Source organism: Ancylobacter oerskovii, assembly GCF_018390555.1.
Lineage (GTDB): Bacteria > Pseudomonadota > Alphaproteobacteria > Rhizobiales > Xanthobacteraceae > Ancylobacter > Ancylobacter oerskovii.
The window spans coordinates 85,648-110,734 of record NZ_JAHBGB010000041.1; the positions used below are offsets into that span (position 1 = coordinate 85,648).

Sequence of the window (25,087 nt, forward strand, 5' to 3'; positions counted from 1 at the left end):
TGAAAAAGCGCGGGTGGGGGCTAGGCTTCCCCTCATGTGGATCGGACAGACGGACAAAGGCGGCGATGACCGTGCCTCGGGCCCCAGCTTCCTCGACGGGCAGCTGCTGGTGGCGATGCCCGGCATGCGCGACGAGCGCTTCGCCCGCGCGGTGATCTATATGTGCGCCCATTCGCCGGAGGGGGCGATGGGCATCATCGTCAACCAGCCGGCCAGCCACATCAGCTTCCGCGATCTGCTCGTGCAGCTCGACGTGGTGCCGGAGGAGGAGCGCATCCACCTGCCGCGCGGCGCCGGCGAGGTGACGGTGCTGAAGGGCGGGCCGGTGGAGACCGGGCGCGGCTTCGTGCTGCACTCCTCGGATTTCTTCATCCAGGATTCGACGCTGACCATCGACAGCGGCATCTGCCTCACCGCGACCCTCGACATATTGAAGGCCATCGCCGCCGGCGGCGGACCGCACGATGCGGTGCTGGCGCTCGGCTATGCCGGCTGGGCGGCGGGGCAGCTCGAGAACGAGATCCAGCAGAATGGCTGGCTCAACTGCCCGGCCGACGCCTCGCTGGTGTTCGGCACTGACGCGGCCGGCAAATATGAGCGGGCCCTGCGCAAGCTCGGCATCGATCCCGGCATGCTCTCCGCCGAGGCCGGCCACGCCTGACGTTCTGTCCGCGCGCCCCCGCCGGAAGGCGGCTCGCGCACGTCTTCCGCGCATGTCCCCACCCATGGTCGCGCCGGTGGCCTCGTCGCAGGCGGCCGCGTGCCGTGATGGCCCCGACCGGTGGAATATCCGTCGGGAGCCGGCCGGTCAGGAGGCCTTGGCGGGAGCGGGGCCGGCCGGCCGGGACGGCTCGGTCGGCGGCGGGGCGGGCGGAGCCGCCGCCGGGCGTGCCGCTGCGGGGCGCGGCTGCGGCGACGCCGCCGGCCGGGCGGCGACCGGGCTCGCCGGGGCCGGCTTGTCGGCGGGCTTTTCCCCGGCCTTCGCTTCCGGCTTGCCGCCGCCGCGGCGCAGCAGGCGGCCGCGCTCCAGTAGCGAGGTGGGCGAGGCGTCGGGCTGCAGCAGCCGGCGCGCTTCCTCCGCCGTCATGGTCTCGCCGAACAGCGGCCCCAGTCCGAAGCGGCAGCCGAGCTTGGCGAGTGCGGCGGCGGTGGGCTCGGATTCCACGCCTTCCGCCACGATCTCCATGCCGAGATCGTGCGCCATGGTGACGATGGTGCGCAGGATGACCGGCCGCTGCGCCTTGTTGCCGTTGCGGCCCAGGGCTTTGACGAAGGTGCGGTCCACCTTGATGGTGTCGAAGGGGAAGCGCTGGAGATAGGCGAGCGAGGAATAGCCGGTGCCGAAATCGTCCAGCGTCAGCCCGGCGCCCAGCTCGCGCATGCGCAAGAGGATCTGCGCGGCATATTCCGGGTTTTCCATCGCCAGCGTCTCGGAGAGCTCCAGCTTCAGCGTGCCGGGCGCCACCACGTTGCGGGCGAGGATGGCCTTGAGGTCCTGCAGCAGGTCGTGCCGCAGCATCTGCCGCGAGGAAATATCGACGGTGACGAAGATCGGCTCGCCGCGCATCGCCCGCTGCCAGGCGCCGAGCTGGCGGGCCGCCGCATCGAGCACGAACAGGCCGATGTCGACGCTGAGGCCGCTATCCTCGGCCAGCGTCATGAAGTCGTCCGGCCCGAGCGTGCCGAGCGTGGGATGCTGCCAGCGCGTCGAGGCCTCGAAGCCGGCGAGCGCCCGGCTGTTCAGGTCCATGACCGGCCGGTAGACGACGCCGATCTCGCCCTTTTCCAGCGCGCTGCGCAGGTCGCTCTCCAGCGTCAGCCGGTCGAGCTTCTGGGTGCGCATGGAGGGGCGGAACACCTCGATGCGGTCGCCGCCGACGCGCTTGGCGAAGTACATCGCCAGCTCGGCATCCTTCAGCATTTCCTGCGGCGTGCGCTTCTGCTCGTCGGCGAGCAGCAGGCCGATGGAGGCGGTGATGAAGATCTCGCGGTCGCCGAAGGTGATCGGCGCGCGCAAGGTGCGCCGCAGCGTGTCGGCGAAGGCGGTGACGCGCTCGGGGTCCTTCTCGCTCATCAGGATCAGCGCGAAATGATCGCCACCGAGACGGGCGAGGGTGTCCTGCTGCTTGGCGAGGCGCATCAGCCGGCGCGCTACGGTGAGCAGGATGGAATCGCCGGCCGGCATGCCGAGGCTGGCGTTCACCTGCTTGAAGCGGTCGAGGTCGACCAGCATGATGGTCGGCTTCAGCGTGTCGTCCGAGCGGGAGAAGGACAGCGCCGAGTTCAGGCGATCGAGGAACAGCTCGCGATTGGGCAGGCCGGTGAGGTTGTCGTGCACGGCGTCGTGCAGCATCCGCTCCTCGGCGGTGCGGCTGTCGGTGACGTCGGAGAGCGTGCCGATGCAGCGCACCACCTCGCCGTCGGTGCCGACCACCGGCCGGGCGCGCAGGTTGAACCACAGATAGTGGCCGTCCTTGCTGCGCAGGCGGAAATCCTGGTCGATGCGCCCGCGCCGCTGGTCGAGCAGGCCGTCGAGGGTGGCGCGGAAGCGGTCGCGGTCGGCGGGATGGATGATCTCCAGCCAGCCGGTCGCCTCGGTGTCGAGCGCCCCCGCCTTCAGGCCCAGCAGCTGTTCGGCCTCGGGGCTGACATGGATGCGGTCGGCATCGACATCCCAGTCCCAGACGATGTCGCCGGAGCCGGCCACGGCGAGCGCCCGGCGCTCCAGCTCCTGCGCGCTGCCGGCCACCGAGCCGATGCCGGCGAAGGCGTGCTGCATCACCGTGAAGCCGATCAGCATGACGATCAGCACCAGGCCGCCGAGCAGCGCCGGGGCGACGAGGTCGTTGCCGATGCGCCCGGACACCGCCATGCCGGCGGTGATCACCCACACCATCAGCAGGAACAGCGTGGGGATGATCAGCACCGCGCGGTCGTAGCGGTGCAGCGACAGCCACACTACCACCGCGAAGCCCATCACCGAAACCACCAGCAGCGAGGGGCGGGCGATGCCGGCGGCGGCCGAGGGGTCGAGCAGCGCCAGCCCCACCAGCGCGACCAGGAACACCAGCCAGCCGGCGGTGATGTGCATGTAGCGCACATGCCAGCGGTTGAGGTTGAGATAGGCGAACAGGAACACCACCAGCGTGGCGGCGAGGATCGCCTCGCCGGCGGCGCGCCAGAATTGCTGGGCCAGCGGCGAGATGCCGAACACCTTCGACCAGAAGCCGAAATCGAGGCCGATATAGCCCAGCACCGCCCAGGCCAGCAGCGCGGCGGCCGGGAACATGGCGCTGCCCTTCACCACGAACAGGATGGTGAGGAACAAAGCGAGCAGGCCGGCAATGCCGATCACGATGCCGTTATAGAGGGTGAAGGAGTTGACCTTGTCCTTGAAGGTCTCCGGCTCCCACAGCTGCAGCTGCGGCAGGTTGCCGTCGGCGAGCTCGGCGACCAGCGTCACCGTGGTGCCGGGGTCGAGGGTGACGAGATAGACGTCGGCGTCCGAGGCGCTCTGCAGCTCCGGGCGGAAGCCCTGGCTGGGCGTCAGGTTGAGGATGCGCCGGTTGCCGAGGTCCGGCCAGAACACGCCGGAGCCGACCATGCGGTAATGCGGCGCCACGATCAGCCGGTCGACCTGCTCGTCGGTATTGTTGGCGAGGGCGAACACCGCCCATTTGCTGCCCTGGGCCGTCGGGGCGACGGCGCGCACCTCGAAGCGGCGCACGATGCCGTCGGCGCCCGGCACGGTGGAGACCGGGATGCTGTCGCCCTCGGTGTCGTGCCGTTCGATGGCGGGGGCGAGGTCGATCACCGGCGCGTCGAGCCGGATCGCCACCGCGTCGAGCGCATGCGCCATGCCCGGCATCAGCGTCGCCGCCGGCAGCAGCGCCAGCAGCAGCACGATGAGCGTATGGACGAGGGCCTGGGGCAGCAGTCGACGGGCAAGGACCAAAAACGGACTCTCCTGAGACGGCGCGGCGCGCCCTGCGAGCGCGGCGCGCCACGATGAGTAACGGCGCGAGACGGCGGGGGCAAGGCACGCTGGGGAAACCGGTCCCGCGCGTCCGTCCCGCCGGTTCCCTCAGCCCGAGGGGCCGCCCGCCCATTTGCGCAGGATCGCTTCCGCCTTCTGCCGCTCCTGCGGCGTCAGCGAGGCGATCAGCTTGTCGAGCTCGGCATCCTTCGCGCCGCCCTGCGACTGCGCGACCTTGTACCAGGCGGCGGCGAGCGGCTTGTCCTGCCCGACGCCGCGCCCGCTGGAGAGCATGCGCGCATAGCGGTTCTGGGCGATGGCGTTGCCGGCCAGCGCCGCCTTGCGGAACAGGGTGGCGGCACGCTCCTCGTCCTTGGGCATGCCGAAGCCGTTGAACACCGCAATGGCGTATTCGGTGGTGGCGACGACATGGCCGACCTCGTCGGCCCGCCGCAGCAGGCGCGCCGATTCGATGGCGTCGCGCGGCACGCCGCGGCCCTCGCGATAGAGGATGGCGAGGGCGTAGAGCGCGTCCGGCTCGTCCTTGTCCGCCGCCTTGCGGAACCAGTCGGCCGCCTTTGCCGGGTCCTTCGGCGCCGCCTCGCCCTCCAGATAGAGCAGGCCGAGATTATAGGCGGCGGGCGCGCTGCCCTTCTCGGCCGCCTCGCGCAGCTGCGGCACCGCCTCGCCCTTGAGCTGGGCGTTGTTGCCGGCTTCCTTGAGCTTCAGCGAGGCGATGGCGAACAGGGCGTCGGCATTGCCCCTGCTGGCGGCGGCCTCGTACCACTGGCGGGCGGCCGCCTTGTCCTCGAACACGCCGTAGCCCTGGGAGAGGATCTGCCCCGCCAGCACCATGGCGACCGGATCCTGGGCGGTGTTCGCCCGCTCGACCGCCAGCTTCAGCGCCGTGGCATAGTCGCCGCGCTGGAAGGCGCCATAGGCGGCGTCGAGCGGCGGACCGTTCTTGTCCGGTGCCGGCGCCGCAGCCGGTTGCTGCTGCTGCGGTGCCTGTGCGTGAGCGGGGCCGGCGGCGAGGGCGAGCGCCGCCACGGCCGCGAGGGCGGCGTGCCGCGCCCGCATCAGAACGCTCCCGCCGGCGCGAGCCGATCGGCGAGGGCGCGCGCGCCGTTCTCCGGGTCGTCGAGCAGCAGGTTGTCGACGGCGATGAAGTCGGCACCGACGGCCACCAGCACCTCGACCTCCTCCAGCGTGCGGGCATAGGCGACGCAGGGAGTCTCGAAGATCTCCGCCCACCACTGCGCCCGCTCGCGCGTGGTCTCGAAGGGCGAGCGGCGTCCCTGCGGGTCCGGTTCGCCGAACATCACGTAGTCGGCACCGCTCTCGCCGGCGCTCATGGCGTCGTGGCGGGTCCGAAGGTCGCCGACGCCGGCGATGCCGTCCGGCCGCATGGCGGCGAGCGCGCCCTTCAGCGCGGCGATGCCGGCGGCATGCACGCCATCCGCCTTTGTCGCGGCGACCAGTGCCGCATTGCCGTCGATGAGGCAGGCGGCGCCGGCCTCCTGGCCGGCGGCGACGAGGTCGCGCAGTCCGCTCGCGCCCGCCTCGCCGGGGCGGATCAGTACCGCGGCGAGATCGGCATGGGCGGTGACGTCGCGCAGCTGCGCCAGCAGCGGGCCGGGCTCGCCGGCGAGCGGCGGCAACAGCAGGTAAAGGCGCGGGGCGGGCGGAGCGGTGATGGTGTCGGATCGGGCCATGTTCGAGCCATGTCGCAGGATGGCGGCGAAAGCACGGCCGAAACGCGCGTCCCGGCCGGAGCCGAGTCCTAAAACAGTTCCGCGGAATTTGAAATGACTTCCCCCGGGCGGGCCGTCCCGATGCGGGCCGTCGCCGGCGCGGCGAGGGCTGATTCACCTTTGCGTATATAGACTTGTCATACTGCGCTTTTCCGTCGCCGCTGGGCTTGGGCGATGCTAAGCAAAGGGCAGCCGCACCTGCCGCACGGCGCCGGTCCATTGCCGGGAGCGTCCGTGGTCACGGCCCAATGCCGGTGGAGGAAACATGTCCGTCCCTTCGTCCCGTGCCTTTCGCGTCCCCCCGGTCGCGCTGCTGGCGCTTGCCGGCGGCCTTGCCGCGCTTCCGGCGGCGGTCGTCGCGCAGACCGCGCCGCCCGCCAGCCAGGCCCAGTCCCCCACGGCGGCCGTCGGCCTGTCCTGGCCGCGCAGCGTGACCATCGGCAGCGACGCCCTCGCCATCTACCAGCCGCTGGTCGAGAGCTGGGACGGCGACCGCATCAGCGGCCGCGCCGCCGTCGCCTATGGTCCTTCCTCGGGAACGCCGACCTACGGCATCGCGCATTTCACCGCCCGCGTCGCGGTCGACAAGCCGGCGCGGCTGGCGCAGCTGTCCAACATCTCCGTCACCAGCGTCGACGTGCCGACCAAGCCGGACCTCGACAGCCGCATCCTCTCGGCATTGCAGGCGCGCATCCCGGCCGAGGGCCTGACGGTGGCGCTCGACCATCTGCTGACCAGCTACGCCGCCAACAAGCAGCTCACCAAGGAGATGGAGCAGCCGGTCGAGAACACCGCGCCGAAGCTGCTGTTCGTCGACAAGCCGACCTTGCTGGTGCAGGTCGCCGGTTCGCCGGTGCTGCGGGCGGTGAACGGGGCGCAGGGCTTCCAGCGGGTCATCAACGCCCATCCGCTGCTGCTCGCGGACGGATCGGGCAATTTCTACCTGCAGGCGGCGGATTACTGGTACGAGGCCAAGGCGATCGAGGGGCCGTGGGCGGTGCTGGCCCAGCCTTCCGACGCGCTGCAGGCCGCCGGCTCGATGGCCAATTACGCGCAGCAGGCGGAAAGCCTGCTGCCGGCCGACGGCAAGAAGCCGCCGCAGCCGCCGGCGATCATCGTCTCCACCGCGCCGGCCGAGCTCGTCGTCACCGCCGGCGCCCCCACCATGGAGCCGGTGGGCGGCACCTCGCTGCTGCGCATGTCCAATGCCGACCATGCGGTGATCATGGACCCGGACAGCAACGCCTATTACGTGCTGGTTTCCGGCCGCTGGTTCCGCGGCGCCAGCCTCCAGGGTCCCTGGAGCTTCGTGGCGGGCGGCCAGCTGCCGGCGCAGTTCAAGAGCATCTCGGCCACCGATCCGGTGGCGAACGCGCTGGTCGCGGTGCCCGGCACGCCGCAGGCGAAGGAGGCGGTGATCTCCACCCTGGTGCCGCAGACCGCCAGCGTGGCGCGCACCACCCAGCTGACCATCCAGTATGACGGCGGCAGCCCGAAATTCGTGCCGATCCGGGGCACCGAGCTCAATTATGCCGAGAACACCCGCACCCCGGTGATCCAGCTCGACGCCACCCGCTACTACGCGCTGTTCCAGGGCGCCTGGTTCGTGGCGGCGGCGCCGACCGGCCCGTGGGTGATCACCGACGTGGTGCCGGCGGCGATCTACACCATCCCGGTCTCCTCGCCGCTGCATTACGTGACCTATGTCCGCGTCTACGCCTCGACCTCGGACGCGGTGACGGTCGGCTACACGCCCGGCTATCTCGGCGTGGTGGTGGCGCCGGGCGGCACCGTGGTCTACGGCACCGGCTATAGCTGCGTCGGCTATGTCGGCACCTACTGGTATGGCTGCCCGGACACCTATGGCTACAACGCCGCCTTCGCCTGGACCGAGGGCTTCGCCTTCGGCTTCGCCGCCGGCTATGCCTGGGGCGCCATGTCGCCGTGGTGGGGTCCCTATTGGGGCGTCGGGCCGTGGGGCGGGCCCTGGGCGGGCGTGAACGTCAACCAGACCAACATCTATGGCCGCTGGGGCGGCAGCGCTACCGTCACCCATGCCTGGGGCTACAATCCCTGGACCGGCAATGAATGGGCGGCCAACCGGTTCAACGGCGTCACCGCCCGCGGCACCGACTTCGCCGGCCGCTCGGGCGGCGCCTTCAATCCGTGGAACGGCAATTTCGCCGGCGGCCGCGAGGGCGGCTACTACAACCCGCACACCGGCGCCTTCGGCGGCGCCCGTGCCGGCGCGGTGGGCAACAGCTACACCGGCAATTTCGCCGCCGGCCGCCAGTCGGCGGGCTATAATCCCTCGACCGGCATCGGCCATGCCTCCGAGACCGGAGTCACCCGCGACAACGGGAAGGGGAACGTCGACAGCCGCGGCGTCGCCGGCAACGTCCATTCCGGCAATGCCGTCGCCTGGAACAACGGCCACGTCTACACCGACCATGACGGTTCCATCCACCAGTACTCGGACGGCAACTGGCAGCATCAGGCCTCCGACGGCAGCTGGCAGCGCGACACCGACGCCGGCCAGATCGGCCGGCTGAACGATCAGCGCCAGTTCCAGGGCTGGGGCGACCAGCGCGTCGACGACTTCGCCCGCGCCGGCGGCTGGGGCGGCGGCGATTTCGATCGCGGCGGCTTCGGTGGTGGCGGCTTCGACCGTGGCGGCTTTGGCGGCGGCGGTTTCGGCGGCGGTGGCTTCGACCGCGGCGGGTTCGGGGGAGGCGGCTTCGGCGGCTTCCATGGCGGCGGGTTCGGCGGCTTCCGCCGCTGAACGCGGATGCCTTTCCTTCCTCTCCCGCCCGAACTCGACGGGGTCTCTCGCTGATGACGTCATGCCCGGGCGCGTCCCGGGCATCCACGTCTGTCTTCGAACGCCGCCGCTGTCTTCGAACGCCGCCGCTCCGGTTGGGCCGAAAGGCGTGGATGGCCGGACCAGGTCCGGCCATGACGTCGCTCTGCCTTCCCCGGCGAAACCGCGACGCGCATGACGGTCGAGCGGCCGGCGGCGTCCTGTCGCGTCGAACTGCGATCTGCCCGTCTTCCCCCCGCTGGGGAGAGGGAGAGCCCCATCGCGGACCGGCCTCTGTCTTCACGAGCGATCTGGCAACGCCGGTCCCGCCGAATCCCCCAAGCGTCCCCCAAACGAAAACGCCGCCCCGAAGGGCGGCGTCCTGTCGCGATGCGTGGGGAAGACGGCGATCAGGCCGCCTTCTTCTCCTCGTCGGCGGCCCATTTACCCAGCGCGGCCAGATAGTTCATCTTGGCGCGGTGGGTGAAGGCGGCCTGGCCGGCGGCGACGTTCTCGGCCTTGCCCGACCACGCCTTCTGCGGCGCCGCCTGCAACGCGCGGCCATAGGAGAAGGTGAGGTTCCACGGCAGGTTGCCGATCTTGATCATCGCGTCGAGATGGCCGGTGGCCGCCTCGTCCGACTGGCCGCCGGAGAGGAAGGCGATGCCCGGCACGGCGGAGGGCACGCAGTTCTTCAGGCAGCGGATGGTCTTCTCCGCCACTTCCTCATAGGAGACCTGCTTGGGCGACTTCATGCCCGGCACGATCATGTTCGGCTTCAGCACCATGCCCTCGAGGCGGATGCGGGCATAGAACAGCTGCTGGAATACTTCCTTCAGCACCCATTCGGTGACGTCGTAGCAGCGGTCGATGTCGTGGTCGCCGTCCATCAGCACTTCCGGCTCGACGATCGGCACGATGTTGGCCTCCTGGCACAGCGCCGCATAGCGGGCGAGCGCCTGGGCGTTGGCGAGGATCGAGGTGTAGCTCGGAATATGCGGCCCGATGTCGATCACCGCGCGCCACTTCGCGAAGCGGGCGCCGAGGTCGTAATATTCCTTCAGGCGGCCGCCGAGGCCGTCGAGGCCCTCGGTGATGGTCTCGCCCGGGGCGCCCGGCTGCGGCTTGGCGCCGGCGTCGACCTTGATGCCGGGGATGGAGCCGGCCTTCTGGATCAGCTCGACCAGCGGCGTGCCGTCTTTGGCCTTCTGCCGGATGGTCTCGTCGAACAGGATGACGCCGGAGATGTACTTGGTCATCGCCTCGTCGGAGCGGAACAGCATCTCGCGATAGTCGCGGCGATTGTCGAAGGTGGATTCGACGCCGATGGCGTCGAAACGCTTCTTGATGGTGCTGGAGCTTTCATCCGCGGCAAGGATGCCCTTGCCGTTCGCGCACATCTTATACGCTACCTCGTCGAGGCTGGTCGTCATTCGTCTGTCTCCCGCAAAACGAACTCATGAAAATATCGCCGGCCGAAACCCGCGCGGCCGATCGGCGACGGTTATAGCATCGGCATCCGGCCTGTCCGCGCCTTGTCGCGCGCGACCGACTGCCGATGCGGCAGTTGGAGCAGGTTCCGCAGGGTTGAACGAGCCCTGCGACGCGAACCGGCCCCAGCATCGTGAAACTAGGCCGCCTTGTTGTCGATCAAGGGTGATCGGGGAGGCTCTAGTGGCTTTCAGGCCGGGCGCTGCCGCCCGACCCGACTATACGCCGGGACAATGCACCGGCGTGGTTAACGAAAGGCCGAACCCGCCTCAGCGCCGCAGCGCCTCGACGCCGGGCAGCGGCTTGCCTTCCAGCCATTCGAGGAAGGCGCCACCGGCGGTCGAGACATAGGTGAAGCCTTCGGCCGCGCCGGCATGGTTGAGCGCCGCCACCGTGTCGCCGCCGCCGGCCACCGAGAGCAGCTTGCCCTCGCCGGTCAGCGCCGCCGCCGCCTTGGCCACCGCCACGGTGGCGGCATCGAAGGGGGCGAGCTCGAAGGCGCCGAACGGGCCGTTCCACACCACGGTCCTGGCGGTCTTCAGCTTGGCGACGACGTTCGCCACCGAGGCCGGGCCGGCATCGAGGATCATCTCGTCGGCCGCCACGCCGTCGACGCCGACCGTGCGGTTGTCGGCATGCGCCTTGAATTCCCTGGCCACCACCGCGTCGACCGGCAGCACGATCTCGCAGCCGGCGGCCGCCGCCTTCTCGACGATCTCACGGGCGGTGTCGGCGAGGTCCTTCTCGCACAGCGACTTGCCGACATCCTTGCCCTGCGCGAACAGGAAGGTGTTGGCCATGCCGCCGCCGATGACCAGAAGGTCGACCTTGGCGACGAGATTGCCGAGCAGTTCCAGCTTCGACGACACCTTGGCGCCGCCGACCACCGCCATCACCGGGCGCTCGGGAGCTTCCAGTGCCTTGGCCAGCGCCTCGATCTCCACCTGCATGCAGCGTCCGGCATAGGCGGGGAGCAGGTGCGCCAGCCCTTCGGTCGAGGCATGGGCGCGGTGCGCGGTGGCGAAGGCGTCGTTGACGTAGAGGTCGCCCAGCTTCGCCAGCTCGGCGACGAAGTCGGGGTCGTTCTTCTCCTCGCGCGAGTCGAAGCGGGTGTTCTCCAGGAGCAGCACCCCGCCGGGCGCGAGCTTGGCGACCGCCGCCTCGGCCACCGCGCCGATGGTGGCGGGGGCGAAGGCGACCGGGCGGCCGAGGCGGGAGGCGACCTCGCCGGCGATCGGCTCCAGCGACAGCGTGGGATCGGCCCCCTTCGGCCGGCCGAAATGGGCGAGCAGGATCACCTTGCCGCCCTTGTCGGCGATTTCGCGGATGGTGGGCAGCACGGCCTGGATGCGGGTGTCGTCGGTGACGCGGCCGGCATCCGTGGGCACGTTGAGGTCGACGCGGACCAGCACGCGCTTATTGGCGACGTCGGCGTCGTCGAGGGTACGGAAGGCGGAGGGAGCGGTCATTGGCGTTCTGTCCGGCTCTGGCGCTTCGGCCTGGTTGCTGGCTCCCGGCGGGGCGCCGGGTTGTGGTGCCGCAAGGGCAATCGGGAGGCGCCCGCGCGCGCCCGCAAACGAAACGGCCGGGCGTCTCGCGACGACCCGGCCGGTTTGGCGTCAGATCAGCTTGCCGAGGGCGACCGCCGTGTCGGACATGCGGTTCGAGAAGCCCCACTCATTGTCGTACCAGGACAGCACCCGGACGAAATTGCCTTCCAGCACCTTGGTCTGGTCGAGGTGGAAGATCGAGGAGTGCGGGTCGTGGTTGAAGTCGGAGGAGACGTTGGGCTGGTCGGTGTAGCCGAGGATGCCCTTGAGCGGGCCGTCGGCGGCCGCCTTGATCGCCGCGTTGATCTCGTCCTTCGTCACCTTCTTCTTGGCGACGAACTTGAAGTCCACCACGGAGACGTTCGGGGTCGGCACGCGGATCGAGGTGCCGTCCAGCTTGCCGGCGAGGTCGGGCAGCACCAGGCCCACCGCCTTGGCGGCGCCGGTGGTGGTCGGGATCATCGACAGCGCCGCGGCGCGGGCGCGGTAGAGATCCTTGTGCATGGTGTCGAGCGTCGGCTGGTCGCCGGTATAGGAATGAATGGTGGTCATGAAGCCGTGGTCGATGCCCACGGCGTCGTTGAGCACCTTGGCGACCGGCGCCAGGCAGTTGGTGGTGCACGACGCGTTGGAGACGACCAGATGATCCTTGGTCAGCTTGTCGTGGTTCACGCCGTAGACCACGGTGAGGTCGGCGCCCTCGGCGGGGGCCGAGACCACCACGCGCTTGGCGCCGGCGGTCAGATGGGCGGCGGCCTTGTCGCGGGCGGTGAAGATGCCCGTGCATTCCAGCGCCACGTCGACGCCGAGCGCGGCATGCGGCAGCTCGGCCGGGTTGCGCACGGCGGTGACCTTGATCGGGCCGCGGCCGACGTCGATGGTGTCGCCGTCGACCGTCACCGTGCCGGGGAAGCGGCCATGCACGCTGTCGAAGCGCATCAGGTGGGCATTGGTCTCGACCGGGCCGAGATCGTTGATGGCGACCACCTCGATATCGGTGCGGCCCGATTCGATGATGGCGCGCAGCACGTTGCGGCCGATGCGTCCGAAGCCGTTGATGGCAACCTTGAGCGTCATGCGTCTACCCCCGAGTAATTGCTTCCTATTCAAACGAGCAGAAGGCTCATAGCGCGCCCAACCTTACGACACCAGACGCCTCCGCCGTCGTTATGGCTTGGGCGCAGGGCTCGCGACCGCCGCATGCGTCAAAGTCATGACTTCACTCATGACTTTGACGTGCGGCTAATCGTCGATCCGCGTGCTTCGGCCTGCGTTTCAGCCCTTCTTGAGCCGGGCCTTGGCGGTGGCGGCGACGTTCTCGGCGGTGATGCCGAAATGGGCGAACACCTTGGGGGCCGGGCCGGAGGCGCCGAAGCCGCTCATGCCGACGAAGGCGGCGTCGGAGCCGACGATGGCGTCCCAGCCCTGGCGGATCGCCGCCTCGACCGCGACCTTCACCGGCGCGGTGCCGATCACCTGCTTGCGGGTCTCTTCCGGCTGGTTGAGGAACAGTTCGAAGCTCGGCACCGAGACCACGCGGGTCGGGATGCCCTCGGCCTCGAGGATCTCGCGGGCGCTCGCGCAGAGCGAGACTTCCGAGCCGGAGGCGAACAGCGACACCTGCGCGTCGTCCGAGGCGGGGACGATCTCATAGGCGCCGCGCGAGGTCAGGCAGCGCTCGGTGCCGGCGTCGGTGCGCATCAGCGGCAGGTTCTGCCGGGTCAGCGCCAGCACGGCCGGGCCGTCCTTGTGCTCGAGGGCGAGCTTCCAGGCTTCCGCCGTCTCCACCGTGTCGCAGGGGCGGAACACGGTGAGGTTGGGGATGGCGCGCAGCGCGGCCAGCTGCTCCACCGGCTGGTGGGTGGGGCCGTCCTCGCCGACGCCGATCGAATCGTGGGTGAACACGTAGACTACGCGGATGCCCATCAGCGCCGCGAGGCGGATCGAGGGGCGGCAATAATCGGCGAACACCAGGAAGGTGCCGGCATAGGGAATGAAGCCGCCATGCAGGGCGATGCCGTTCAGCGCCGCCGCCATGCCATGCTCGCGGATGCCCCAGTTGACGTAGCGGCCGTCATATTTCGGCGGCTCGACATAGACCGAGGTGGCCTTGGTCTTGGTGTTGTTGGAATGGGTGAGGTCGGCCGAGCCGCCCACCATCTCCGGCAGCGCCGCGGTGAGCGCCTCCAGCACGATCTCGGAGGATTTGCGGGTGGCGACCGGGGTCTTGTCGGCCTGGGCCTTGGCGATGATGCCGGCGGCCACCTCGGCGAACTTGGCGGGCAGCTCGCCGCGCACCCGGCGCTCGAACTCGCCGCGCGTGTCGTGGTCGGTGCCCTTCAGCCGCTCGCCCCACGCCTTGTGGGCCTGGCGCGAGCGCAGCCCGGCGAGGCGCCAGGCGTCGAGCACGTCGGTGGGGATCACGAAGGGCTCCGCCTCCCAGCCGAGGGCGGCGCGGGTGGCGGCGATCTCCTCGGCGCCCAGCGGCGCGCCGTGCACGCCGTTCGAGCCGGCCTTGTTCGGGGCGCCGAAGCCGATGGTGGTGCGGCAGGCGATCAGCGAGGGCTTGTCGGAGGTCCTGGCGCGCTCGAGGGCGGCGAGGATGGCCTCGGGGTCGTGGCCGTCGATGCGGGTGGCGTTCCAGCCGGAGGCCTCGAAGCGGGCGAGCTGGTCGGTGGCCACCGAGAGCGAGGTCGGCCCGTCGATGGTGATGTGGTTGTCGTCCCACAGCACGATCAGCTTGTTCAGCTTCTGGCGGCCGGCGATCTCGATCGCCTCCTCCGAGATGCCTTCCATCAGGCAGCCGTCGCCGGCGATGACATAGGTGTGGTGGTCGACGAGGTCGCTGCCGAACTGGGCAGCCAGCATGCGCTCGGCGAGCGCGAAGCCCACGGCGTTGGCGATGCCCTGGCCGAGCGGGCCGGTGGTGGTCTCCACGCCGACCGTGTGGCCGTATTCCGGGTGGCCGGGGGTCTTGGAGCCGAGCTGGCGGAAATTCTTGATGTCCTCGATGCTCATGCCCTCATAGCCGGTGAGGTAGAGCAGCGAATAGATGAGCATCGAGCCGTGGCCGGCCGAGAGGATGAAGCGGTCGCGGTCCGGCCAGTGCGGGTCGGTCGGATCGTATTTCAGCACCTTGCCGAACAGCACCGTGGCGACGTCCGCCATGCCCATCGGCATGCCGGGGTGACCGGATTTGGCGGCCTCGACGGCGTCCATCGAGAGGAACCGGATGGCGTTGGCCATGCGATCGTGCTTTTCACGGGTCGACATGAGGTCTGGTGACTCCAGGGGTGCGTGTTTGGCGCGTGTGCGTTCGGGTGCGAGGCGGCGTCGGGGCATGCCGCGTCGTGGCGGCGATCGGCGTTCCGCGTGCGGTCGCCCCGGCCTGGCCGGGGCCTGCCGCACTGCGGCATGGACGGCGCGAGTGATAGCATCACGGTCCATCCTGTCAAAGGGCGGGCCGGTTGGGAACCGCTTCCGCCGGTTGACGCCCGGCGCGGGGCGGGACCAATCTAGTCGAATCACGCCTTTGGCGCATTCGTGGAGCGAGCCAGCATGACCGATCCGGCCCCGGTGGACGCCGCCGCGCGGCGCTTCAACGCCGCCATGGAGGCGCTGGAGGCGGCGGTGGAGCGGCGGCTCGAGGTCGAGCGCCAGGAAGCGGCGCTGGCCGAGCAGATCCATGTGCTGGGCGCCGACCGCTCGCGCCTCGCCGCCCAGCTCGACGGGGCGCAGGCGCGGGCCGAGCGGCTGATGGGGGCGAGCGACGAGGTCGCCCGCCGGCTCGGCGGCGCCATGGAAACCATCCGCGCGGTGCTCGCCGCGCAAGACCGCATCCACGAGCGCTGAGGGGCGGCGTCATGGCTCATGTCACCGTCACCATTGCCGGACGCGCCTATCGCATGGCCTGCGACGACGGCCAGGAGGAGCATCTCTCGCGCCTCGGCCAAGAGGTCGATGCCCGCATCGACGATCTGCGCAAGGCGTTCGGCGAGATCGGCGACCAGCGGCTCAGCGTCATGGCGGCGATCACCCTGGCCGACGAGCTCAGCGAACTGCGCCGCCGCCACCGGGCGGTCGAGCAGGAGCTGGCGTCGGAGCGGGCGCGGCTCGCGGTCGCCACCCAGCGCTCGGAGCTCGCCGAACGCACCGTGTCGGACGCCTTCACCAAGGCCGCCGAACGCATGGAGCGCCTCGCCCGCGAGCTCGGCACCAGCCCGTCCTCGGATATCGGCATGGGCTGAAGCGCCGGCCGGCGGGAAGGGCGCCGGCGGCCCTGCGGGGCGGCGCGCACTTGACGTACCCGCCCGCGACGGGCAGAGGAACGGGACACTCGCATCAGTCCCGCCAGTCGCTGTCGGGCGCCGGCGCCTGTCGCCGCCGCGCCCGTCCCCAGCCGGAACCGCCCGATGATCCGCTCTCCCCTGATGACCGTCATGGTCGCCGCCGTGCGCAAGGCCGGCCGCTCCCTCGTCCGCGACTTCGGCGAGGTCGAGAACCTGCAGGTCTCGCTGAAGGGCCCGGCCAACTTCGTCTCCAACGCCGACCGCAAGGCCGAGCGCATCCTGCACGAGGAGCTCTCCAAGGCGCGCCCGGCCTTCGGCTTCACCATGGAGGAGGGCGGCGAGCGCGAGGGCACCGACACGTCGCATCGCTGGATCATCGATCCGCTCGACGGCACCACCAATTTCCTGCACGGCATCCCGCTGTTCTGCGTCTCGGTGGCGCTGGCGCGCGACGGCGTGCCGGTGGCCGGCGTCATCTTCAATCCGGTCACCGACGAATTGTTCATCGCCGAGAAGGGCGCCGGCGCCTTCATGAACGACCGGCGCATCCGCGTCGCCGCCCGCCGGGCGCTGGCCGACAGCGTCATCTGCTGCGGCGTGCCGCATATGGGGCGCGGCGACCTCGCCGGCTTCGGGCGCGAATATGCCGCGCTCGCCCCGCGCGTCGCCGGCCTGCGCCGCACCGGCACCGCGGCGCTGGACCTCGCCTGGGTGGCGGCCGGCCGCTTCGACGGCTTCTGGGAGCGCAACCTGTCGGCCTGGGACATGGCGGCCGGCATCATCCTGGTGCGCGAGGCCGGCGGCTACGTCTCCGATCTCGAGGATGGCGACAAGATGCTGGCCAAGGGCGACATCGTCGCCGGCAATGAGAGCATCCGCCGCGATCTTCTCGCCGTGCTGCGCAAGGCCTGACAAATCCGCGCATTATCCCGCGAATTCCGTAGCAGCGCGTTCCATTTCGGGCGCGCTGTGGCATAGTCCGGGCCGTGATTTCGGCGGCCGCCTTCCCTTGCGTGCCGCCGCGCGCAGGAGACGGCTACCGCCCATGGACGCGAACGACCCCTACCTCAAGCTGTCTTCGCCCCGCATCTTCCTGGTGCGGATGTTCGTGTTCCTGCTTCTGTGCGCGGCGCTGGCCGCGGTGCTGCACGAGCACATCTGGCGGGCCTTCCTCTACAATCCCGGGCTGAACGGCGTCATCTTCGGCGTGCTGGCCATCGGCATCCTCTTCGCCTTCCGCCAGGTGGTCCGGCTGCTGCCGGAGGTCGCGTGGGTGAACGCGTTCCGCCTGATCGAGCCCGGCATCGAGGTGCGCCGCAGCCCGGTGCTGCTGGCGCCGATGGCGGCGCTGCTCGGCGATCGCGTCGGGCGCATGGCGATCTCGCAGATGACCATGCGCAGCATCATGGAATCGATCGGCACCCGCCTCGACGAGGGCCGCGACCTCCTGCGCTACCTCACCGGGCTCCTGGTCTTCCTCGGCCTGCTCGGCACCTTCTGGGGCCTGATCGAGACGGTGAGCTCGATCGGCGGGGTGATCGCCTCGCTGGATGTCGGGCCGAATTCCGGCTCGGTGTTCGACGCGATGAAGACCGGCCTCGCCGCGCCGCTCTCCGGCATGGGCATCTCCTTCTCGTCCTCGCTGTTCGGCCTCGCCGGCTCGCTGGTGCTCGGCTTCCTCGACCTGCAGGCCGGGCAGGCGCAGAACCGCTTCTACACCGATCTCGAGGACTGGCTCGCCACCACGGTTGATGATCTCGACCTCGACAAGGTGAAGCCGGTGCCGGTTCCCGCGCCGCTCCCCGCGTCCCCGGCGCCGGCCACGCCGCTCGGCCCGGTGCCGCTGCCGCCGCCGTCGGCCTTCCTGTCGCAGGGCCTTTCCCAACTCGACCTCAACCAGCTCACCGAGGCGGTCGCCAAGCTGGACCGCACCATGACCGAGGCCGGCTCGCAGCGCGTCACCACCGCCATGGCGCATCTCGCCGAAAGCCTGCAGGGGCTGGTGCAGCACATGCGCTCGGAGCAGCAGATGGTGCGTGACTGGGTCGAGGCGCAGGCGGAGCAGCAGAAGGACATCAAGAAGCTTCTGGAACGCCTCGCCCGCGAGAGCGATCGCGAGCGGGCCTGAGGAGGCTCACATGGCGCTGGGACGCTCCCGCGGTCGCGATCGGACCATCGATTACTGGCCCGGCTTCGTCGACGCCCTGTCGACGCTGCTGCTGGTCTTCATCTTCCTTTTGTCGGTCTTCGTGCTGGCGCAGTTCTTCCTCACCCAGGAGATCTCCGGCCGCGACGACGCGCTGGCGCGGCTGCAGGCGCAGATCCGCGCGCTCACCGACCAGCTCTCGCTGGAGCGCGCCGGCCAGGACGAGGCCTCCTCGCAGATCGGCAGCCTGCGCGCCAGCCTCGCGGCGCTGGAGAAGGAGCGTTCCGATCTGCTCGATGCCGTCGAGGCAGGGGCCTCGGCGCCGGCGGAGCTGTCCGCCGCCCAGGGCCAGAACGCCGAATTGAACCGCCAGCTGGCGCGCGAGAAGGACGCCACCGCCGACGCCGCCCAGCAGATCGCCCTGCTCAACCAGCAGATCGCGGCGCTGCGCAAGCAGGTGGCGGCGCTCGACGAGGCGCTGAACATCGCCGAGAAGAAGGACAGCGAGAGCCAGGCCCGCCTCACCGATCTCGGCCGCCGGCTCAATCTCGCGCTGGCGCAGCGGGTGCAGGAGCTGACCCGCTACCGCTCGGAATTCTTCGGCCGGCTCAACGCCATCCTCGGCAACCGGCCGGGCATCCGGGTGGTCGGCGACCGCTTCGTGTTCCAGTCGGAGATCTTCTTCGACCGCGCCTCCGCCTCGCTGCGCCCGGAATCGCTGCCGGCGCTGGACCAGATCGCCGCGGCGCTGATCCAGCTGGAGAAGGAGATCCCCTCCGATCTCGCCTGGGTGCTGCGCGTCGACGGTCACACCGACGACCGGCCGATCCAGACGCCGCAATTTCCTTCCAACTGGGAATTGTCGGCGGCGCGCGCCATCGCGGTGGTGCAGTATCTGGCCGGCAAGGGAGTGTCGCCGGCGCATCTGGTGGCCGCCGGCTTCGGCGAGTACCAGCCGCTGGACGGCACCGACAGCGACGAGGCGCGCAACCGCAACCGCCGCATCGAGCTCAAGCTGACGGAGCGCTGAGATGGGCCAGGGGGCGGGGATCGGGACGCCCACCCCCGGCGCGCCGGCGCTGCGTGCCTTCGGCTGGGAGCAGATGCCGGCGCTCGCCGACCTCTGGGTCGAGAGCTGGCAGGAAGCGATGCCGGAGATCGACTTCGAGGCGCGGCGCGGCTGGCTGTGCCAGCGCGTCGGCCGGCTGGTGGAGGCCGGCGCGCGGGTGGAAACCGCGGTGGACGGGCAGGGGCGGGCGCTGGGCTTCGTCACGGTGGAGCCGGCCACCGGCTATGTCGACCAGCTGGTGGTGCATCCCGACCATTGGGGGCGCGGCATTGCGCGGGCGCTGATCGAGGCGGCCGCCGCGATCTCGCCCGCCGGCCTGACGCTGGACGTCAACGAGGAGAACGAGCGGGCGGTCCGCTTCTACGCGACGCTGGGCTTCGTGACGATCGCGCGCGGCACCAACCCGACGTCCGGCCGCCCGACGCTGCGGATGGAGCGGCGCGCCACCTCTCCCGGCGGCTGACGGCTCAGATCGGCGAGGCTTCCGCCACCCGCGCCGTCGGCGCGCCTTCGCCGAATTGCAGCGCCGCCAGGCGGGCATAGAGCCCGCCCTTGGCCACCAGCTCGGCATGGCGGCCCTCCTCGACGATCCGCCCCTGCTCCATGACGAGGATGCGGTCGGCCGACAGCACGGTGGCGAGCCGGTGGGCGATCACCAGCGTGGTGCGCCCCTGCATGGAGCGGTCGAGCGCCTGCTGCACCAGCGTCTCGCTCTCGGCGTCGAGCGCCGAGGTGGCCTCGTCGAGCAGCAGGATCGGCGCCTGCCGCAGGATGGCGCGGGCGATGGCGATGCGCTGGCGCTGGCCGCCGGACAGCGTCACGCCGCGCTCGCCGACCGGCGTGTCCCAGCGCTCCGGCAGGCGCTCGATGAATTCGTCGGCGCGCGCGAGGCGCCCGGCTTCCTCCACCTCGGCGTCGGTGGCCTCCGGGCGGCCGAGGCGGATATTGTCGCGGATCGAGGCGGCGAAGATGGCGACGTCCTGCGGCACCAGCGCGAGGCGGGCGCGCACCTCCCGCGGGTCCGCCGCGGCGATGTCGACGCCGTCGATCTCGATATGGCCCTGCGAGGGATCGTAGTAGCGCAGCAGCAGCTGGAACAGCGTGCTCTTGCCGCCGCCGGAGGGGCCGACGATGGCGACCCGCTCGCCGGGCCGCACCGAGAAGGAGATGCCCGCGAGCGCCGGTATGTCCGGCCGCGTCGGATAGGCGAAGCCGACATCGGCGAAGCGCACCGCGCCGGTCGGCGGCAGCGGCAGGGCGAGCGGGGTGGCGGGCGGGGCGACCTCGGGCGTCTCCGCCAGCAGCTCGGCGATGCGCTCGGTGGCGCCGGCGGCCTGGGAGATCTCGCCCCACACCTCGCCGAGCTGGCCGAGCCCGCTGGCCGCCAATACCGCATAGAGCACGAACTGGCCGAGCGTGCCGGCGCTCATGGTGCCGGCCAGCACGGCGTTGGCGCCGGCCCAGAGGATGCCGACCACCGAGGCGAAGATGAGGAAGATGGCGACGCAGGTGAGCAGCGCGCGGGCGCGGATGGCGTCGCGCGCCGCATCGAAGGCGTGCTCGACCGCGCCGTCGAAACGGCCCTTCGCCGCGTCCTCGGCGGTGTTGGCCTGCAGGGTGCGCATGGCGCCGACCGCCTCGGCGGCATAGGCGGAGGCGCCGGCGAGCGTGTCCTGCGCCTCGCGCGAGCGCTTGCGCACCCCGCGCCCGGAGCCGAGCAGCACCACCACGATCACCGGGATGGCGACCAGCAGGATCACCGACAGCCAGGGGCTGGTGAACACCATCATCGCCGCCGCGCCGATGAACAGCAGGATGTTGCGCAGGGCGACGGAGGCGGAGGCGCCGACCGCCGATTTGATCTGGGTGGTGTCGGCGGTCAGCCGCGAGACGATCTCGCCGGCGCGGGCGCCGTCGTAGAAGGCGCCGTCGAGCTTCAGCAGATGCGCGAACACCGCGGCGCGCAGATCGGCGACGATGCGCTCGCCGAGCGTCATCACCAAGTAGTAGCGCATGGCCGAGGCGGCGGCGAGCACCGCCACCACGCCGATCATGACGAGGAAATACTGCCGGATGAAGCCGGCATGGTCGGCGTCGAAGCCGAAGTCGATCATCCGCCGTACCGCGACCGGCACCACCAGCGTCGCCACCGTGGCGACGGCGAGGGCGGCGAGGGCGGCGCAGGCCCGGCCCTTGTAGCGGCGCACATGCGGCCACAGCGCCTTCAGCGGCGACAGGTCGGCGCGGCGCCGGCGGCGGGCGGTGTCAGCGGTCGTCGGCTCGACTTGTGTCACGCTCAGGTCTCGGTTATAGACCCGCACGGATTTCCGGCAGGATCGTTTTTGAAGATCGCCGCGTGGCTCCCTCAAGGGGCCGGCCCCGCGGCGGCGAGGATGCAACCCATGAAGAGCGACATCCATCCCGACTACCACTTCGTCAAGGTGGTGATGACGGACGGCACCGAGTACACGACCCGTACGACCTGGGGCAAGGAGGGGGACACCCTCCAGCTCGACATCGACCCCAAGGTCCACCCCGCCTGGACCGGCGGCTCGCAGCAGCTGCTCGATCGCGGCGGCCGCGTGTCGAAGTTCCAGAAGAAGTTCGCCGGTTTCCTCAAGCCCTGATCGGCCCGGAAACCGTCGCGCCTCGCGACGACGAATACCCGAAACCCCCGTGCCGCGCACGGGGGTTTTGTTTTGCGGTCATGGCTTTAGACAATTGGCTGCGGTTCGGCGGGCCGCGGCGAGGCCGGGCGGGGACCGAGCCGTGAGAGGCGCGCGCCTCAGGAGCGTTCGAAGGCGGAACGCAGCCGGCCGATCTGGCCGGCCACGGCATTGGCCGGGCCCTCGCCGGGCGCGCGGGCCCGCAGGGCCGCGTCGAGCTGCCGCACCCGCCGCTCGAGGTCGTGGCTCTCCGCGATGAGCGTCGCCAGCGGCGGCGGCAGCCGCGGGTCCGGCGCCGCCGTCGCGTCCGTCCCGAGATCGACCTTGCCGGCCTCGCGGCGCGCGGTCTCGGCGCTCATGTCGCCGTCGCCCACCGCCTTCTGCAGCAGCAGCCAGGAGGTGAGGTTCATCAGCCGCGTCGACAGCCGCCGGCTTTCCTCGGCATAGGTGGCCTGGGCGCGGCGCTCCAGCGCGGCGCAGGCGGCGCGGCCGGGGCCGTCGAGATAATCGGCGGTGGCCTCGATCAGCGCGATGCCCTCGGCGAACAGCGCCGCGAAGGCGGGGGAGGCGACCCGCCGCTCGGCGAGGTTCACCAGTCGCGGGTCGGCGGCGGGCAGGGGGAAGCCGGCGCGGGCCTCGGGAGAGGGCGCGTCGGCCGGCATGCCGCCGTCCGCCGGTCCTTCGCCGCCCCGTCCGCCGAAACCCGGCCTGCCCGGCGTCCGCTTCGCCATGTCCGTCACTCCACGCCGGCGCGGCCGTTCCGCCGCGCCCGATTCGCCCGCCCTGCCCGTGATCCCGGGTGATGATGTCGCGCGTGCCGGGCCGGCTGTCCAGTCGCGTGCGGCGGACGGCGGCGATGTCCCCGCAACCCACCATGGGGATGCAGGTCCAAAAAAGAGCCGCCCGCGGGCGGCTCGATAGGTGAAGACAGGGAGGCGTCAAACAGAGTGACAGGTGCCACTCGCGTCCAGGAGCTGGACTGTCCCCGATAATGCTTCGGAAAGCTTAACGCGGCGTTAACCGATGGCCGGCGGCCGGCGGGGCACCGGCCGGGCCTCCTTACCGCTTGAAGAACGCGTCCGCCGCCGCCCGCGAGGAGCGCTTGCCGTCGAGCGAGGCGCGCAGCCGCACGATCTCGGCTTCCAGCAGCGCGATGCGCTCCTCGATCTCCGCCTCCGACAGGGTGGAGAGATCGGTGCCGACTTCGTGGGCGGCGGGCGGCGTTGCCGGGCGGAGGCTGAAGGGATCGTCCTCGATCATGTCGGGTCTCCTCGCTGGCGATGGCAGGGCCATCCTGGGCTATCTATTGCGCGACGGGCTCGGTTGCCAGTGCGGGCGCCATGACTTAACCAGACCGCTCGACCGGTTGTCCGCCCGCCGGAACCTCGTTCCGTCCGGCCCTGAACTGCGAGGATATCTCCGTGAGCGACCTGCCCGCCACCATGACCGCCATCGGCCTGCCGACCCCCGGCGGCCCCGAAGCCCTGGTGCCGGAGACCCGGCCGGTTCCGGCGCCCGGCGTCGGCGAGATCCTGGTCCGCGTGGCCGCCGCCGGCGTGAACCGTCCCGACGTCATGCAGCGCAAGGGCCTGTATCCGCCGCCGCCCGGCGCCTCCGACATTCCCGGCCTGGAGATCGCCGGCGAGGTGGTGGCACTCGGCGCGGGCGTGACGAGCTGGCGCCTCGGCGACAAGGTGTGCGCCCTGGTGTCCGGCGGCGGCTATGCGCAATATTGCCTGGCGCAGGCGGATGCGGCGCTTCCCGTTCCCGCCGGCCTCTCCATGACCGAGGCGGCGGCGCTGCCGGAGACCTTCTTCACCGTCTGGACCAATGTGTTCGATCTCGCCGGGCTGAAGGCGGGCGAGAACTTCCTCGTCCATGGCGGCACTTCGGGCATCGGCACCACGGCGATCCAGCTCGCCAAGGCCCATGGTGCCACCGTCTTCGCCACCGCCGGCAGCGCCGAGAAGTGCAAGGTGTGCCTCGATCTCGGGGCCGACGTCGCCATCGACTACAAGACCGAGGACTTCGTCGCGGTCATCAAGGAGAAGACCGGCGGCCGGGGCGTCAACGTCATCCTCGACATGGTCGGCGGCTCCTACATCGCCCGCAATTACGAGGCGGCGGCGCCGCTCGGGCGCATCGTGCAGATCGCCTTCATGGAGGGCTCGAAGGTGCAGATCGACTTCATGCGGCTGATGCTGAAGCGGCTGTCGCATATGGGCTCGACGCTGCGCTCGCGGCCGAACGCCGAGAAGGCCGCTCTCGCCGCCTCGCTGCGCGCCAGGGTGTGGCCGCTGATCGAGGCCGGCAAGGTGAAGCCGGTGCTGGACCAGACCTTCCCGCTGGAGAAGGCCAGCGCCGCCCATACCCGCATGGAGACCAGCCTGCACATCGGCAAGATCATGCTGGAGGTGTGAGGAGCGGCACGCCGGGTGTTTCCCGGGGCATGTCCCGCCCGAGCGCCCGGCTCCCTCTCCCCCGAAGCCGAATGCTTTCGGTCGGAACCCCGCTCGGCCACAGCCAAGTTCGGACGGGGAGAGGAGCGATGGGCTCCGAGGCAGCGCAAGCTTGCCACCTCTCCGACCCGCTGCGCGTGCCACTCCGGGCGCTTTCTGGGTATCCCGCCCGAGCGACCGGCTCCCTCTCCCCGTCGGGGAGAGGGGTGGGGTGAGGGGCCTTCCTGGCTTCCCGATCGCCAGAGCCCCTCACCGACCCGCTGCGCCGGCCACCTCTCCCCAACGGGGAGAGGAAGGGAAAAGAGCCGCCGTCAGCGGTTCCACCATGGCGCACCGGGACCCCGGCGGAGAGAACAGAGCCTTCCTCTCCCCGCCCGAACCCGGCTGTTGCGGAGTTCGGGCCCCGGGTGGTCGAAACCGAAGGCATTCGGTTTTGACGGAGAGGACCGGGGTGAAGGGTCTTCTACGCTTCCCGATGTCGTCCCCCTCTCCGACCCGCTGCGCATGCCACTCCGGGCGCTTTCCGGGTATCCCGCCCGAGCGACCGGCTCCCTCTCCCCGTCGGGGAGAGGGGTGGGGTGAGGGGTCTTCCTGGGAGGAAAAGAAAAGAGCCATCCGCCGGCATCGGGCGCTCTTCCGGCCCGGCTTCGTCCCCGGCCCGCATGACGCGAGCGGGATAACCCCTCGACCCCTCTTTAAATCCCCGCCGTGCCGTCCTAGATTTGTCATGCGGGGCTGCGAGGTTCGTCAGGAGAACATATTCCCCGGGGCCTTATCGATCTCAAAGGGAGCTGTCCCTGACCAGACCCCTGGGTCTGGACACACGGCGCCCACCTACGTTGTAGGTTCCCGGGATCGATTTCCAACGGCCATCGCGGCTCCGCGCT

20 protein-coding genes and 1 other RNA gene are annotated in these 25,087 nt (G+C 70.5%); 11 read left to right on the plus strand and 10 right to left on the minus strand.

The features are described 5' to 3' along the window. The first annotated feature begins 34 nt into the window (after positions 1–34). On the plus strand, positions 35–661 hold the full coding sequence (locus KHC19_RS19070) for a YqgE/AlgH family protein (protein WP_213354392.1): 627 nt from the start codon (positions 35–37) through the stop codon (positions 659–661). Between the two features lie 147 nt (positions 662–808). On the opposite strand, the gene KHC19_RS19075 is transcribed toward KHC19_RS19070, so the two are convergent. From KHC19_RS19075 to KHC19_RS19085, 3 genes are all read right to left on the minus strand, one after another. Next, on the minus strand, positions 809–3,868 hold the full coding sequence (locus KHC19_RS19075; protein ID WP_213355137.1) for an EAL domain-containing protein: 3,060 nt from the start codon (positions 3,866–3,868) through the stop codon (positions 809–811). Positions 3,869–4,084: 216 nt separating this feature from the next. Next, positions 4,085–5,056, minus strand: coding sequence for a tetratricopeptide repeat protein (locus KHC19_RS19080; protein WP_213354394.1), 972 nt, complete (start codon positions 5,054–5,056; stop codon positions 4,085–4,087). Then, on the minus strand, positions 5,056–5,691 hold the full coding sequence (locus KHC19_RS19085) for a thiamine phosphate synthase (RefSeq protein WP_213354396.1): 636 nt from the start codon (positions 5,689–5,691) through the stop codon (positions 5,056–5,058). The genes KHC19_RS19080 and KHC19_RS19085 overlap by 1 nt, the downstream gene beginning before the upstream one ends. A gap of 304 nt (positions 5,692–5,995) precedes the next feature. On the opposite strand from KHC19_RS19085, the gene KHC19_RS19090 reads away from it, so the two are divergent. Continuing rightward, positions 5,996–8,512, plus strand: a complete 2,517-nt coding sequence (locus KHC19_RS19090) for a carbohydrate-binding family V/XII (protein WP_213354398.1) — start codon at positions 5,996–5,998, stop codon at positions 8,510–8,512. A gap of 428 nt (positions 8,513–8,940) precedes the next feature. Here KHC19_RS19090 and KHC19_RS19095 read toward each other — a convergent pair whose 3' ends face one another. The 4 genes from KHC19_RS19095 to tkt form a co-directional block, all read right to left on the minus strand. Beyond that, entirely contained in the window at positions 8,941–9,963 is a 1,023-nt protein-coding gene (locus KHC19_RS19095) for a class I fructose-bisphosphate aldolase (RefSeq protein ID WP_213354400.1), read from the minus strand. Positions 9,964–10,290: 327 nt separating this feature from the next. Continuing rightward, a complete protein-coding gene (locus KHC19_RS19100; protein WP_213354402.1) occupies positions 10,291–11,490 on the minus strand; it encodes a phosphoglycerate kinase in 1,200 nt (399 codons plus the stop codon). Positions 11,491–11,640: 150 nt separating this feature from the next. Further along, a complete protein-coding gene (gene gap, locus KHC19_RS19105; RefSeq protein WP_213354404.1) occupies positions 11,641–12,648 on the minus strand; it encodes a type I glyceraldehyde-3-phosphate dehydrogenase in 1,008 nt (335 codons plus the stop codon). 198 nt (positions 12,649–12,846) lie between these two features. After that, positions 12,847–14,844 (minus strand): transketolase, encoded by a 1,998-nt coding sequence (gene tkt, locus KHC19_RS19110; protein ID WP_213354406.1) that lies wholly within the window; start codon positions 14,842–14,844, stop codon positions 12,847–12,849. Positions 14,845–15,129: 285 nt separating this feature from the next. On the opposite strand from tkt, the gene KHC19_RS19115 reads away from it, so the two are divergent. From KHC19_RS19115 to KHC19_RS19140, 6 genes are all read left to right on the plus strand, one after another. Then, positions 15,130–15,423, plus strand: coding sequence for a DUF4164 domain-containing protein (locus tag KHC19_RS19115; RefSeq protein WP_213354408.1), 294 nt, complete (start codon positions 15,130–15,132; stop codon positions 15,421–15,423). Positions 15,424–15,434: 11 nt separating this feature from the next. Next, on the plus strand, positions 15,435–15,818 hold the full coding sequence (locus KHC19_RS19120) for a cell division protein ZapA (protein WP_213354409.1): 384 nt from the start codon (positions 15,435–15,437) through the stop codon (positions 15,816–15,818). A 165-nt stretch (positions 15,819–15,983) separates the two neighbouring features. Then, complete coding sequence (locus KHC19_RS19125) at positions 15,984–16,772, plus strand: inositol monophosphatase family protein (protein WP_213354411.1); 789 nt, start codon at positions 15,984–15,986, stop codon at positions 16,770–16,772. 133 nt (positions 16,773–16,905) lie between these two features. After that, the gene (locus KHC19_RS19130) at positions 16,906–17,988 is read left to right on the plus strand and encodes a MotA/TolQ/ExbB proton channel family protein (protein WP_213354413.1); all 1,083 of its coding nucleotides are present in this window, start codon (positions 16,906–16,908) and stop codon (positions 17,986–17,988) included. A 10-nt stretch (positions 17,989–17,998) separates the two neighbouring features. Beyond that, a complete protein-coding gene (locus tag KHC19_RS19135; RefSeq protein WP_213354415.1) occupies positions 17,999–19,036 on the plus strand; it encodes a peptidoglycan -binding protein in 1,038 nt (345 codons plus the stop codon). Between the two features lies 1 nt (position 19,037). Next, on the plus strand, positions 19,038–19,538 hold the full coding sequence (locus tag KHC19_RS19140; protein ID WP_213354417.1) for a GNAT family N-acetyltransferase: 501 nt from the start codon (positions 19,038–19,040) through the stop codon (positions 19,536–19,538). 4 nt (positions 19,539–19,542) lie between these two features. On the opposite strand, the gene KHC19_RS19145 is transcribed toward KHC19_RS19140, so the two are convergent. After that, entirely contained in the window at positions 19,543–21,375 is a 1,833-nt protein-coding gene (locus KHC19_RS19145) for an ABC transporter transmembrane domain-containing protein (protein WP_378297054.1), read from the minus strand. Positions 21,376–21,477: 102 nt separating this feature from the next. On the opposite strand from KHC19_RS19145, the gene rpmE reads away from it, so the two are divergent. Then, positions 21,478–21,702, plus strand: a complete 225-nt coding sequence (gene rpmE, locus KHC19_RS19150) for a 50S ribosomal protein L31 (protein WP_213354421.1) — start codon at positions 21,478–21,480, stop codon at positions 21,700–21,702. A gap of 158 nt (positions 21,703–21,860) precedes the next feature. Here rpmE and KHC19_RS19155 read toward each other — a convergent pair whose 3' ends face one another. Beyond that, positions 21,861–22,472, minus strand: coding sequence for a DUF1465 family protein (locus KHC19_RS19155; protein ID WP_246549176.1), 612 nt, complete (start codon positions 22,470–22,472; stop codon positions 21,861–21,863). Between the two features lie 328 nt (positions 22,473–22,800). Next, positions 22,801–23,001, minus strand: coding sequence for a DUF1192 domain-containing protein (locus KHC19_RS19160; protein WP_213354423.1), 201 nt, complete (start codon positions 22,999–23,001; stop codon positions 22,801–22,803). Positions 23,002–23,162: 161 nt separating this feature from the next. Between KHC19_RS19160 and KHC19_RS19165 the strand changes: the two genes are divergently transcribed. Then, positions 23,163–24,161 (plus strand): NAD(P)H-quinone oxidoreductase, encoded by a 999-nt coding sequence (locus KHC19_RS19165; RefSeq protein WP_213354425.1) that lies wholly within the window; start codon positions 23,163–23,165, stop codon positions 24,159–24,161. A gap of 768 nt (positions 24,162–24,929) precedes the next feature. After that, positions 24,930–25,085: non-coding RNA, 6S RNA (gene ssrS, locus KHC19_RS19170), on the plus strand. Positions 25,086–25,087: the final 2 nt, after the last annotated feature.

What these genes read in the sequence shown, in the direction of transcription:
- KHC19_RS19070 (WP_213354392.1), top strand. Translation starts at nt 35, where the DNA reads ATGTGGATCGGACAGACGGACAAAGGCGGCGATGACCGTGCCTCGGGC.
- KHC19_RS19155 (WP_246549176.1), bottom strand. Translation starts at nt 22,472, where the DNA reads ATGGCGAAGCGGACGCCGGGCAGGCCGGGTTTCGGCGGACGGGGCGGC.
- KHC19_RS19090 (WP_213354398.1), top strand. Translation starts at nt 5,996, where the DNA reads ATGTCCGTCCCTTCGTCCCGTGCCTTTCGCGTCCCCCCGGTCGCGCTG.
- KHC19_RS19095 (WP_213354400.1), bottom strand. Translation starts at nt 9,963, where the DNA reads ATGACGACCAGCCTCGACGAGGTAGCGTATAAGATGTGCGCGAACGGC.
- KHC19_RS19140 (WP_213354417.1), top strand. Translation starts at nt 19,038, where the DNA reads ATGGGCCAGGGGGCGGGGATCGGGACGCCCACCCCCGGCGCGCCGGCG.
- tkt (WP_213354406.1), bottom strand. Translation starts at nt 14,844, where the DNA reads ATGTCGACCCGTGAAAAGCACGATCGCATGGCCAACGCCATCCGGTTC.
- KHC19_RS19100 (WP_213354402.1), bottom strand. Translation starts at nt 11,490, where the DNA reads ATGACCGCTCCCTCCGCCTTCCGTACCCTCGACGACGCCGACGTCGCC.
- KHC19_RS19130 (WP_213354413.1), top strand. Translation starts at nt 16,906, where the DNA reads ATGGACGCGAACGACCCCTACCTCAAGCTGTCTTCGCCCCGCATCTTC.
- KHC19_RS19135 (WP_213354415.1), top strand. Translation starts at nt 17,999, where the DNA reads ATGGCGCTGGGACGCTCCCGCGGTCGCGATCGGACCATCGATTACTGG.
- KHC19_RS19125 (WP_213354411.1), top strand. Translation starts at nt 15,984, where the DNA reads ATGATCCGCTCTCCCCTGATGACCGTCATGGTCGCCGCCGTGCGCAAG.
- KHC19_RS19075 (WP_213355137.1), bottom strand. Translation starts at nt 3,868, where the DNA reads ATGCCGGGCATGGCGCATGCGCTCGACGCGGTGGCGATCCGGCTCGAC.
- gap (WP_213354404.1), bottom strand. Translation starts at nt 12,648, where the DNA reads ATGACGCTCAAGGTTGCCATCAACGGCTTCGGACGCATCGGCCGCAAC.
- rpmE (WP_213354421.1), top strand. Translation starts at nt 21,478, where the DNA reads ATGAAGAGCGACATCCATCCCGACTACCACTTCGTCAAGGTGGTGATG.
- KHC19_RS19120 (WP_213354409.1), top strand. Translation starts at nt 15,435, where the DNA reads ATGGCTCATGTCACCGTCACCATTGCCGGACGCGCCTATCGCATGGCC.
- KHC19_RS19080 (WP_213354394.1), bottom strand. Translation starts at nt 5,056, where the DNA reads ATGCGGGCGCGGCACGCCGCCCTCGCGGCCGTGGCGGCGCTCGCCCTC.
- KHC19_RS19160 (WP_213354423.1), bottom strand. Translation starts at nt 23,001, where the DNA reads ATGATCGAGGACGATCCCTTCAGCCTCCGCCCGGCAACGCCGCCCGCC.
- KHC19_RS19115 (WP_213354408.1), top strand. Translation starts at nt 15,130, where the DNA reads ATGACCGATCCGGCCCCGGTGGACGCCGCCGCGCGGCGCTTCAACGCC.
- KHC19_RS19085 (WP_213354396.1), bottom strand. Translation starts at nt 5,691, where the DNA reads ATGGCCCGATCCGACACCATCACCGCTCCGCCCGCCCCGCGCCTTTAC.